The 11,333-nt window shown below is 70.2% G+C and carries 9 protein-coding genes; 1 reads left to right on the forward strand and 8 read right to left on the reverse strand.

What is annotated here, in order from left to right; translation table 11 throughout:
• Nucleotides 1-67: 67 nt before the first annotated feature.
• Genes ACZ5Y9_RS12815 through rsmA form a run of 3 tightly spaced genes read right to left on the reverse strand, consistent with a single transcriptional unit; the run spans nt 68 to nt 2,929 of the window.
• Nucleotides 68-1,000, reverse strand: a complete 933-nt coding sequence (locus ACZ5Y9_RS12815; RefSeq protein WP_247624881.1) for a 4-(cytidine 5'-diphospho)-2-C-methyl-D-erythritol kinase — start codon at nt 998-1,000, stop codon at nt 68-70.
• A 4-nt stretch (nt 1,001-1,004) separates the two neighbouring features.
• The gene (gene mgrA, locus ACZ5Y9_RS12820; RefSeq protein WP_308194264.1) at nt 1,005-2,072 is read right to left on the reverse strand and encodes an L-glyceraldehyde 3-phosphate reductase; all 1,068 of its coding nucleotides are present in this window, start codon (nt 2,070-2,072) and stop codon (nt 1,005-1,007) included.
• Entirely contained in the window at nt 2,069-2,929 is an 861-nt protein-coding gene (gene rsmA, locus ACZ5Y9_RS12825) for a 16S rRNA (adenine(1518)-N(6)/adenine(1519)-N(6))-dimethyltransferase RsmA (protein WP_247624882.1), read from the reverse strand. The genes mgrA and rsmA overlap by 4 nt, the downstream gene beginning before the upstream one ends.
• 55 nt (nt 2,930-2,984) lie before the next feature.
• Between rsmA and ACZ5Y9_RS12830 the strand changes: the two genes are divergently transcribed.
• Complete coding sequence (locus tag ACZ5Y9_RS12830; protein WP_464471506.1) at nt 2,985-4,268, forward strand: MFS transporter; 1,284 nt, start codon at nt 2,985-2,987, stop codon at nt 4,266-4,268.
• Here the strand turns inward: ACZ5Y9_RS12830 and ACZ5Y9_RS12835 are convergent.
• From ACZ5Y9_RS12835 to ACZ5Y9_RS12855, 5 genes are read right to left on the reverse strand one after another with little or no spacing between them, the layout of a single operon-like run.
• A complete protein-coding gene (locus ACZ5Y9_RS12835) occupies nt 4,247-5,119 on the reverse strand; it encodes a TatD family hydrolase (protein WP_247624884.1) in 873 nt (290 codons plus the stop codon). The two genes, ACZ5Y9_RS12830 and ACZ5Y9_RS12835, sit on opposite strands and share 22 nt — an antisense overlap.
• A 37-nt stretch (nt 5,120-5,156) precedes the next feature.
• Nucleotides 5,157-6,734 (reverse strand): methionine--tRNA ligase, encoded by a 1,578-nt coding sequence (gene metG / locus ACZ5Y9_RS12840; protein ID WP_464471507.1) that lies wholly within the window; start codon nt 6,732-6,734, stop codon nt 5,157-5,159.
• Nucleotides 6,735-6,764: 30 nt separating this feature from the next.
• Nucleotides 6,765-8,354 (reverse strand): molybdopterin-dependent oxidoreductase, encoded by a 1,590-nt coding sequence (locus ACZ5Y9_RS12845; RefSeq protein ID WP_464471508.1) that lies wholly within the window; start codon nt 8,352-8,354, stop codon nt 6,765-6,767.
• A 60-nt stretch (nt 8,355-8,414) separates the two neighbouring features.
• On the reverse strand, nt 8,415-9,584 hold the full coding sequence (locus ACZ5Y9_RS12850; RefSeq protein ID WP_464471509.1) for a glycoside hydrolase family 1 protein: 1,170 nt from the start codon (nt 9,582-9,584) through the stop codon (nt 8,415-8,417).
• Between the two features lie 33 nt (nt 9,585-9,617).
• Nucleotides 9,618-11,333, reverse strand: a complete 1,716-nt coding sequence (locus ACZ5Y9_RS12855) for an ABC transporter ATP-binding protein (protein ID WP_464471510.1) — start codon at nt 11,331-11,333, stop codon at nt 9,618-9,620.

Below are 11,333 nucleotides of genomic sequence, written 5' to 3' on the forward strand. Positions count from 1 at the left end.
CGTACATTATGACCCTGAGCGCACGAAAGCGCCTAGCGCGGGAACGGAGCGCGGGTCGGGAATCGGGTCAGACCAGGATGCGCGCGCCCGGCACGGGGCCGTGCACGTGGAGCGCTTCCCGACCCGCCTGCTGCAGCGCGGTCTGCACCGCCTGCGCGGACTCCGGATCACCGCACAGGAGGGCGACCGTGGGTCCGGAGCCCGACACGATGCCGTGGAGCGCACCCGCGCGGATGCCGCGCCGGATCGTCTCCTCGAGGTCGGGACGCCGGTGCACCGCGGCCGCCTGCAGATCGTTGTGCAGGCTCGCCGCCAGCTGCACCGCATCGCCCGACCGGAGCGCCTGCAGCACGGGGATCGGCACGTCGAGGCTCGACGGCGGATCGTCGGCGAGCGCCCCCTCCTCCTCGCGGAGCAGGTCGAGCTGCTCGTACACGGCGGGGGTCGAGAGGCCTTCGTCGCTGGTGACCAGCACCCAGTCGAACCGGCCGCGGGCGAGCGCGGGGTTGAGCTGATCGCCGCGCCCCGTGCCGACGGCGGTGCCCCCGTGCAGGGCGAAGGGCACGTCGGCCCCGAGCCGCGCAGCCAACTCGTGCAGCCGCGCGGGCGAGAACCCGGTGCCCCACAGCGCATCGCACGCGACGAGGGCGGCTGCGGCATCCGCCGATCCCCCGCCCATGCCGCCGGCGACGGGCACGCTCTTGCGGATCTCGAGCGCCACTCCCCCGTGGTAGTCGGCGGCGGCGGCGAGCAGCTTCGCCGCACGCATCGCGAGGTTGCGGTCGTCGAGCGGAACGGCATCCGCGTCCACCGCTCCCCGGACCGTCACCGAGAAGTCGTCCGCCGCCCGTGCGATCACGTCCTCGTACAGCGACACCGCCTGGAAGACGGTCGCGAGGGCGTGATACCCGTCGTCGTGGCGCCCGCCGACCCCGAGGAAGACGTTGATCTTCCCCGGGGCGCGGACGTGCACCCGATCGACGGACGCGGCAGAGCTCATCGGCTCACAGCTCCGAGGACTTTGCCCACAGGTTGACGTCGACCTTGCCCGAGAGGGAGTCGATGCGGGCGAGCTGCTCGGAGGTGAACTCCGGACCGTTCACCGCGGCGATGTTCTCGTCGAGCTGCGAGACGCGCGAGGCGCCGATCAGCGCCGAGGCGACGACCGGGTTGCGCAGCGTCCACTGCAGGGCGAGCTGGGCGAGCGACTGTCCGCGTTCCTTCGCCACCTCGTTCAGATCGCGCAGGGTCTGCACGGCCTCGTCGCTCAGACGCCCCTCGGGCAGCGAGCCGCGCTTCTGCGCGCGATCGGCCGTGCCGTCGCCGAGGTACTTGTCGGTGAGCAGGCCCTGGGCGAGTGGGGTGAACGCGATCGCACCGAGGCCGTTCTGCGTGAGGGTGTCGTCGAGGCCGTCCTCGACCCAGCGGTTGAGGATCGAGTACGCGGGCTGGTGGATGACGAGCGGGGTGCCCAGTTCCTTCGCGACGGCGACGGCCTCGGCCGTGCGCTCGGCGCTGTACGAGGAGATGCCCACGTAGAGTGCCTTGCCCTGGCGGACAAGGGTGTCCAGCGCTGCGACGGTCTCGGTGATCGGGGTGACCGGGTCGACGCGGTGCGAGTAGAAGATGTCGACGTAGTCGAGGCCCATGCGCGTGAGCGACTGCTCGGCGCTCGCGAGGATGTACTTGCGGCTCGCGAAGTCTCCGTAGGGCCCGGGCCACATGTCCCACCCGGCCTTCGACGAGATGATGAGCTCGTCGCGGTACGGGCGGAAGTCCTCGGCGAAGATGCGACCGAAGTTCTTCTCGGCCGAGCCGTAGGGCGGGCCGTAGTTGTTGGCGAGGTCGAAGTGCGTGATGCCGCGGTCGAACGCGTGGCGCAGCAGTGCGCGCTGGTTGTCGAGCGGGATGTTGTCGCCGAAGTTCCACCACAGGCCGAGCGAGATCGGCGGAAGGTACAGGCCGGACGAGCCGACCTGGCGATAAGCGAACTCGCTGTAGCGGCCGTCGGCGGCGGCGTACGGGCGGTGCAGTTCGGGGACGTTCGGGCTGAAGCGGGGCGAGTCGGTCACGGTGCCAGATTAGTCGTTGCGGCCTGCGCGGCGATCCTCTGGTAGTCATCGACCGTAAGATCCTCGCCCCGGGCGGTCGGCGCGACACCGGCGGCGGTCAGGACCTCGGATGCCGCGGCCGAGCTGCCGAAGATCCCCGACAGCGCCTGGCGCAGCATCTTGCGGCGCTGGTTGAACGCGGCATCCACGATCTGGAACGTGCGGCGGCGCTCGTCCTCGCTCCCCCGCTCGCCCTCGGACCGGTCGAAGCCGACCAGCAGGCTGTCGACGTTGGGCACCGGCCAGAAGACCTGGCGCGAGACGTTTCCGCTGAGCTTCCACTCGCCGTACCAGGCGGCCTTCACGCTCGGAGAACCGTAGATCTTCGACCCCGGCTTCGCGGCGAGACGCTCGGCGACCTCGGCCTGCACCATCACGACGCCGCGCTGCAGGTAGGCGAAGTTCTCGAGGAAGTGCAGCAGCACCGGCACCGAGACGTTGTACGGGAGGTTGGCGACGAGCACCGTCGGCTCTCCCGGCAGCTCGGTGATGCGCAGGGCATCGGCATCCACGACGGTCAGCATGCCCTCGGGAACGCCGCGCTCCGCGGCGGTCTGCGGCAGGCGGGCGGCGAGCCGGTGATCGATCTCGACGGCGGTGACCTTCGCCCCCGCTTCGAGGATCGCGAGCGTCAACGACCCGAGGCCGGGTCCGACCTCGACGACCCGTTCCCCCGGCTGCACGCGCGCGGCGTGCACGATCTTGCGCACCGTGTTGGCGTCGACCACGAAGTTCTGGCCGAGCTTCTTGGTGGGGGTGACGTCGAGCTCGGCGGCGAGGCGGCGGATCTCGGTGGCGCCGAGCAGGGTGACGGTCATTGCTCCATTCTCCCCTACGGCGGACGATGTCCCCGGCTCCCAGTACTCTCGGGTGGTGCCCACCCTCGGAGAACTCGTCGCCCCGCGCCGCATGGGGCGCGATTTCCGGTGGCTGCTGGCATCGTCGTGGACCAGCAACGTCGGCGACGGCGTCGCTCTCGCGGCCGCTCCCCTGCTGATCGCCTCGATGACCTCGTCGCCGATCCTCGTCGCGGCCGGCGCCATCCTGCAGTTCCTCCCGTGGCTGCTCTTCGGCCTGCACGCGGGAGCGATCGCCGACCGCTTCGACCGGCGGCGACTGGTGATGCTCGCCAACGCCGCCCGCGCCGTCGTCCTCGCCGCGTTGTGCGTCTTCCTCGTGACCGGTACCGCCAACATCTGGATCGTGCTGGCGGTGGCCTTCCTCTACGGCACGGCCGAGGTCTTCGTCGACACCGCGGGCAGCACGCTGCTGCCGATGCTGGTGCAGCCCGCCGATCTCGGCATCGGCAACGCACGGCTGCAGGCGGGCTATCTCGTGGCCAACCAGTTCGCCGGCCCGCCGCTCGGCGCCTTCCTCTTCGCGGCAGGCAGCGCCTGGCCGTTCCTCGTCGAGATCGTCTGCGTGCTCGCAGCCGTCGTGCTGATCTCGCGCCTGGCCCGCACCCCGGTGCCCCCGCGCGCGAGCGCCGACGGCGGCGGCTCCGCGCACCCTCCCGTGCACACCGACATCGCCGAGGGTCTGCGGTGGCTGTGGCGCAACCCTCCGGTGCGGATGCTGGTGCTCATCATCCTGCTCTTCAACGTCACCTGGGCCGCGCCCTGGGGTGTGCTCGTGCTCTACGCGACTGAGCACCTGCACATGGGAGCGGTGGGCTACGGAGCGCTCACCACGGCCTCGGCCGTCGGCGGCATTCTCGCGACGCTGAGCTTCGGGTGGCTGGAGCGGCACATCTCGTTCGCGAGCCTCATGCGCATCGTGCTGACCCTCGAGGTGCTCATGCACCTGGCCTTCGCACTCACCACCGTGGGGTGGGTGGCGCTCGTGATCATGTTCTTCTTCGGCGCCTACGCCTTCGTCTGGGGCACGATCTCGACCACCGTGCGCCAGCGGCTCGTGCCCGCCGAACTGCAGGGCCGCGTCGCCTCGGTGAACATGGTCGGCGTGTTCGGGGGCATGGTGATCGGCCAGGCCCTCGGCGGCGTGATCGCCGAGATCTGGGGCCTCACGGCTCCGTGGTGGTTCGCCTTCGCCGGAGCGGCGCTGACCCTGCTGTTCGTTTGGAAACCGATCAGCGCGATCGTTCAGGCAAGGCCAGTCTCACAGGACGACCCGGCTCAGCCCTCGAACGAGCCGTAGACCCGCTGCGTGTTCGCGGCGATCCGCGCACAGAGCTCGTCGACCTCGAGATCGAGTTCGGCGGCCATGAAGCGCACCGTGATCGGCACGAGGTACGGCGCGTTCGGCCGTCCGCGCAGCGGCACGGGAGTGAGGAAGGGGGCATCCGTCTCGACCAGGATGCGGTCGAGGGGCGTGACCTTCAACGCATCGCGCAGGTTCTGCGCGTTCTTGAACGTCACGTTGCCGGCGAACGACAGGTAGTACCCGGCGTCGGCGCAGACGCGGGCCATCGCGTCATCGCCCGAGAAGCAGTGGAACACCGTCGTCTCGGGCGCGCCGACCCGCGTCAGCGTCTCGAGCACCGCATCGTGCGCATCGCGATCGTGGATCTGCATCGCGATGCCGTGCTTCTTCGCGATCGCGATGTGCGCCTCGAACGAGGCGTGCTGCGGGCCCCGGCGTTCGGGCTCGGTGCGGAAGAAGTCGAGGCCGGTCTCGCCGACGGCCCGCGTGCGCGGGTGCGCGGCGAGCTCGTCGATCACCGCGATGGCCTCGTCGAGGCGCCCCTCGTCGGCGTAGGTGGGCGCGTCGTTCGGGTGGATCGCGACCGCGGCGAGCACACGGGGATCGGATGCCGCGGCATCGACCGCCCAGCGCGACGACTCGATATCTCCCGAGGACTGCACGACGCCGGCGATCCCGACCGCCTGCGCGCGATCGAGCTGCTCGCCGAGCGTCAGCGGCTCATCGCCGTCGACGATGTCGAGGTGTGCGTGGTTGTCGTACACCGGCACCGCGAGCGGCTCGGGAGCCGCCGGATACCGCAGATCCTTGCGCCCGTCGTTGCTTCGCTGCTGCACGTACGTCATGCTCGCGCGCCCCTCCTGTTCAGGCGGTCGTCGATTCTCAGGCGGTCGTCTCCACGCGCGGGAACAGCGGCGCGAGACCGTTGACGCTCGTGCCCGGCTTCAGCGCACCCCAGGCGCCCGCCTCCCGGATCGGCTGATTCTGCAGGCGGCCCAGGTCGTCTCCGGCGCCGAGCGCCTCCCAGAGCTTCTCGGTGGACTGCGGCATCACCGGCGACAGCAGCACGGCGAGCGCGCGCAATCCCTCGGCGCACGTGTACAGCACGGTGCCGAGCCGCTCGCGCTGCGCCTCGTCACGGGCCAGCGCCCACGGCTCGTTCTCGGTGATGTAGCCGTTGAGCGCGTCGACGATCTTCCAGATCGACGAGATCGCCTCGTCGATGCGGAACTGCTCGATCGCGGCATCCGCCTTCGTCGCGGCATCCGCCACGATCTGCTGGATCGCGAGGTCCTTCTCGGTGTACTCGCCCGCGGGCGGCACGATCCCCTCGAAGTACTTCTCGATCATCGCGGTCGTGCGCGAAGCGAGGTTGCCGAAGCCGTTCGCGAGCTCGGCCTGGTAGCGCGCCGCGAGGTCCTCCCACGAGAACGAGCCGTCCTGACCGAAGGCGATCGCCGACAGGAAGTAGAAGCGGTACGCGTCGGAGCCGAAGACATCGGTGATCTCGGTCGGCGCGATGCCGGTGAGCTTCGACTTCGACATCTTCTCGCCGCCGACCAGCAGCCAGCCGTGCGCGAAGACGCCCTTGGGCACATCGACGCCCGCGGCCATCAGCATCGCCGGCCAGATGACCGCGTGGAAGCGCAGGATGTCCTTGCCGACCACGTGGTAGGCCGGCCAGCGCCGATCGAAGTTCGCGTCGTCGTCGCCGTAGCCGACCGCGGTCGCGTAGTTGAGCAGTGCGTCGACCCACACGTAGATGACGTGCGCGTCGTCCCACGGCACCTCGATGCCCCAGTCGAACGCCGACCGCGAGATCGAGAGGTCCTTGAGACCCTGGCGCACGAACGAGACGACCTCGTTGCGCGCCGACTCTGGGCGGATGAAGTCGGTCTGCTCCTTGTAGAGCTCGAGCAGACGGTCCTGGAACTCGCTGAGCTTGAAGAAGTAGTTCTTCTCCTGCAGCAGCTCGAGGGGCTTGGAGTGGATCGCACAGACCTTCAGTCCCTCGAAGGGACCGGTGCCGTCGAGGATCTCGGACTCGGGCTTGAACTCCTCGCAGCCCACGCAGTAGAGCGCCTCGTACTCGCCGGCGTAGATGTAGCCGCGGTCGTAGATCGCCTGCACGAACTTCTTCACGCGCTCCTCATGACGCTCCTGCGTCGTGCGGATGAAGTCGTCGTTGGCGACATCGAGGGTCTTCAGCAACGGGAACCACGCCTCGGTGACGAGCTTGTCGACCCACTCCTGCGGGGTGACGTTGTTCGCCGCCGCCGCGCGCAGCATCTTCTGGCCGTGCTCATCGGTGCCCGTCAGCATCCAGGTGTCGTCGCCCGCCTGGCGGTGCCAGCGCGCGAGCGTGTCGACCGCCACCGAGGTGTACCCGTGGCCGATGTGGGGCACGTCGGAGGGGTAGTAGATGGGCGTGGTGATGTAGAACGATTCGCCTGCGGGCATGGAGCAATTCTAGGTGCCCGCAGGGCGACGTTACGCCGGTCCGACCGTCACGTCGATGCGGTGCCAGCCCTGGGCGCCGTCGGGTGCGGGGGCCGCGCGCTGCTCGGTCTGCGTGTCGCCGTCGGCACCGATCGCCCGGCACTCGATGCTGTGCTCGCCGACCTGCGCCGACCATGGCATGCTCCACTGCACCCAGGTGTCGTCGGAGATCCCGGTCGCGAGGTCGGCAGCCTGCCACGACCCGCCGTCGACGCGCACCTCGACGCCCGCGACGCCCGTGTGCGGAAACCAGGCCATGCCCGCGATCATCGTCTCCCCCGCAACGACCGTCCTTCCGCCGCGCGGCACGTCGATGCGCGACTGCAGCTTGATCGGTCCGTGGTCGGACCATCCGCGCGGGGTCCAGTACCCCATCGCCCGGTCGAAGCGCGTGACCTCGAGCTCGGTGACCCACTTCGTCGCCGAGACGTATCCGTAGAGCCCCGGCACCACCATCCGCGCGGGGAAGCCGTGCTCCAGGGTCAAGGGGGCACCGTTCATCCCGATCGCCAGGAGCGCATCGCGATCGTCGGTGAGCGCCTCGATCGGGGACGAGGCGGTGAACCCGTCCGCCGAGGTCGAGAGCACCATGTCGGCGTCGGACTGCACCCCGGCGCGGGCGAGCAGTTCGCGCAACGGATAGCCGAGCCAGCGGGCGTTGCCGATCAACGAGCCGCCCACCTCGTTCGACACGCACGAGAGTGTGACGTAGGACTCGGTCATCGGCAGCGACAGCAACTCGTCCCAGGTGACCACCACCTCGCGATCGACCATGCCGTGGATGCGGAGCGACCAGTCGGCGGGGTCCACGCGCGGGACCACGAGGGCCGTGTCGATCCGGTAGAACTGCTCGGTCGGCGTGACGACGGGGGCGAGGCCCGGCAGATCGAGCTCGGCGCCGCTCGGCACCGCCCCCGCCGCGGTCGTCGGCTTCGGCAGCGTCAGCGCCTTCCGCACCGCCTCGAGAGATCGTGAGGCGCCGCGGGCCGCATTCCCGATGAGCAGGGAGATCACGCCTGCGGCCGCGACGCCGCCCGTCCACAGCAGGAAGCGGCGGCGATCGTCGGGGTCGGGCGCGACGCCCACGATCGGGCGGAGTCGGCGGATCAGCAGCCGCAGGACGAACGCCGAGATCCCGCCCGCGACGATCCCGGGCACCCACGCGTACGGGCCCGGGTTCGCCCGCGTCAACGCCACCAGCACCGCCACCGCGCCCAGAACACCGAACATCGTCGCCCCGAGGCCGGAGATGCGCCGTTCGACCACGCCGGCCAGAGCTGCGACCGCGGCGAGGACCACCCCGATGCCCACCAGCAGGGCGACCTTGTCGGCAGTTCCGAAGAGCGCGATCGCCGTGTCCTTCGCCCAGGCCGGTGCGAGATCGATGAGCCCGCCGCCGATGACCGCGAACGGACTCGCCTCCGGGGCGATGAGGGCGGCGACGAGTTCTGCGACGCCCACGCCGAGAGTGGCGGCGGCGAGCCCGGCGGCCGCCGCCCGGACGCGCTCCGCCGAGCCCCGATCGCTCGGAGCCCCGAGCGCCTGCGGCGGCGTCTGCGGCGTCTGCGGCGTCTGCATCATCTCCTGATCGTACGCCGCCGCGCATGCCCGGCGACCGGACGGCCTCTCGTGCGCCGGCTCTCAGAGAGCGTTCCGCCGCGCGACCTCTCCGAGCCACGCGAGCGAGGGCTTCGGTGTGCGCGCGAACGTCTCGCGATCGAAGGCGATCAGCCCGAACGTCGGGGCGAAACCGCTCGCCCACTCGTAGTTGTCGAGCGCGCTCCAGTGCTGGTAGCCGCGCACCTCGATGCCGTCGGAGATCGCCCGGTGCAACCCTTCCAGCGCCCCCTGCGTGTAGGCGATGCGGCGGGTGTCGTCGGCGGTCGCGATGCCGTTCTCGGTCACGATCACCGGCACCCCACCGCTGCGCTCCCAGGCGCTGCGCACTCCCAACTCCAACGCCTCGGGGAAGAACTCCCATCCGGTGAGCGTCGTCTCGACATCGGCCGAGACCGGCAGCGGGCCCTCCGGACCGATGAAGGTGCGGGTGTACGCCTGCACGCCCACGAAGTCGTCGCCCGCGGACTGCTCGAGGTACCAGTGGTCACGCGGATCGCCGTACTGCGCGACCATCTCGTCGGCGCCCGGCTCGCCGGTCGAGTGGAACGCCTGGGTGGCGATGGTCCACCCCGCCTGCGCGCCCGACACGGAGTGCACGATCTCGGAGGCGCGGTGGTGGGCGTCGAGCAGGGTGTCGGCGACCGCGAGATCGGGGTTCGGCAGACCGTAGGCCACCAGGTTCGATGCGTCCTCGCCGCCCGCGAGCATGGCCGCGATGTTCGGCTCGTTGATCGTGCACACGTACCGCACCCCGTCGAGGATCGGCAGGACGGTTTCGACGTAGCGCGAGAAGAGGTCGACCGCGTCATCCGCGCGCCAGAAGCCGTCGCGCTGGAACCACTCGGGCACCGTGAAGTGCATCAGCGTGACCGTCGGATCGAGACCGTTCTCGCGAGCGGTGTCGATCATGCGCCGGTAGTGGTCGAGCATCGCCCGCGAGACGAACCCGCGCTCCGGCTCGATCCGCGCCCACTCCAGCGAGAAGCGGTACGAGTTGAGCCCCGCATCGGCGAGCAGCCGCATGTCCTCGGGATAGCGGTGCAGATGGTCGGCGGCGTCTCCGGATGGCTCCACCATCGTCGAGTCCGGCGCATGCTCCATGCGCCACCAGTTGCTGGTCGTGTTGTTGCCTTCGACCTGGTGGGCGGCGGTCGCGGCGCCCCAGAGGAAGCCGTCGGGGAATGCGAGCACGGATGCTCCTTTCATGAGGGGTCTTGTGAGGTCTCAGCGCGAACGCGCGGGGTTGGGGACCGCATCGAGCAGCTCGACCGTGTAGGGGTCCTCGGGATGCTGCAGCACCTGCGAGGTCTCGCCGCGCTCCACGACGCGGCCGCGGTTGAGCACGAGGATGTTCTCGGTCACGAGACGGGCGCTGAGCAGATCGTGCGTGATGTAGAGCATGCTGATGCCCCAGCGCTCGCGCAGATCCTCGAGCAGGGCGAGCACACCGGCCCGCAGCGAGACGTCGAGCATCGACACCGGCTCGTCGGCGATCAGCACCTGCGGATCGCTCGCGAGAGCCCGCGCGATCACGACGCGCTGACGCTGACCGCCCGACAGCTGGTGCGGCAGCTTCGCCGCGAACTGCTCGACGGGGGTGAGTCCGACGGTGTCGAGCAGTTCGAGCACCCGGGCGCGCGCCTCCGCCCCGCGCAACGGCGTGTAGTTGCGGATCGGCCGGCTGAGCGCGTACTCGACGGTGTGCAGCGGGTTGAGCGCGGCGTAGGGATCCTGGAAGACCATCTGCACGTCCTTGCGCAGATCGCGCAGACCCCGACGCTTCAGCGACGCGACGTCGGTCTCGCCGAAACGCACCGTGCCCGCGGTCGGCTTCTCGATGCCGGTGAGCAGCTTCGCGATCGTGGATTTGCCCGACCCCGAGGCGCCGACGAGCGCCAGGGCCTCCCCCGGCTCCAGCCGGAACGACACGTCGTCTACCGCGGTGACGGCATCCTGTCCGCGACGCGGAGCGGGATAGCGCTTGCTCACGCCGTCGACGACGATCGCGGCGTCCGCCCGCCGCGTCTCGCGCTGCGACACCGTCGGCAGCGTCTCGGTCACATCGGTGCGCGAGCGCCCCTCTCGCCGGCGGGTGCCGGCATCCACGAACCCGGGGATCGAGAGGGTCTCGGCGCGCGGATCGGCGTAGTGGCTGAGCAGCATGCGCGTGTACTCGTCCTGCGGGGAGTGCAGGATGTCGGCGCTCGCCGCATCTTCGACGATGCGGCCTTCGTGCATCACCATCACGCGGTCGGTGGCCTCGAGCACGATGCCGAGGTCGTGGCTGATGAGGATCGCGGTGAACCCCTCGGCGCGCTGCAGGTCTCGGATCGTGTCCATCACGGCGTGCTGCACGAGCACGTCGAGCGCGGTCGTCGGCTCGTCGAACACCATGAGCTGCGGCTCGAGCGACAGGGCGAGGGCGATCGAGGCGCGCTGGCGCATGCCGCCGGACAGCTCGCCCGGGTAGCGCGCGAGCACGGCCGGGTCGAGCCCCACCTTCGCGACGAGCTCGCGGGCGCGGGCGTCGCGGTCGTCGCGCGGCACGTGGCCGTGGGCGGCGAAGATGTCGGCGAAATGGTGGCCGACGGTTCGCACCGGGTTCAGCGCGTTCATGCCCGACTGCAGCACCATCGCGAACCCGCCCTGACGCTGGCGGCGCAGCCCCTCGGCGTCGAGGTCGCGGATGTCCTTGCCGTCGAACAGGATCCGTCCGCCGCTGATGCGCGCCGGGGGCTTCTGCAGCCGGGTCAGCGCGAAGCCGAGCGTCGACTTGCCCGACCCCGACTCGCCGACCAGTCCCACGAACTCGCCCTGCCGCAGCGTGAACGACACGTCGTGCACGGCCTGCACCGGTTCGGCGCCGGGAGAGGCATACTCCACCGACAATTGCTCGACCTCGAGAAGGATCGGGGTCTCGGTCGTCTCTGACACGGTCAT

This window comes from Microbacterium sp. T3-8 (genome assembly GCF_055398145.1).

Coding starts and splice junctions, on each gene's coding strand:
- ACZ5Y9_RS12835 (WP_247624884.1), bottom strand. CDS start 5,119: ATGACGTACGTGCAGCAGCGAAGCAACGACGGGCGCAAGGATCTGCGG.
- metG (WP_464471507.1), bottom strand. CDS start 6,734: ATGCCCGCAGGCGAATCGTTCTACATCACCACGCCCATCTACTACCCC.
- rsmA (WP_247624882.1), bottom strand. CDS start 2,929: ATGACCGTCACCCTGCTCGGCGCCACCGAGATCCGCCGCCTCGCCGCC.
- ACZ5Y9_RS12815 (WP_247624881.1), bottom strand. CDS start 1,000: ATGAGCTCTGCCGCGTCCGTCGATCGGGTGCACGTCCGCGCCCCGGGG.
- ACZ5Y9_RS12855 (WP_464471510.1), bottom strand. CDS start 11,333: ATGACCGTGTCAGAGACGACCGAGACCCCGATCCTTCTCGAGGTCGAG.
- ACZ5Y9_RS12845 (WP_464471508.1), bottom strand. CDS start 8,354: ATGATGCAGACGCCGCAGACGCCGCAGACGCCGCCGCAGGCGCTCGGG.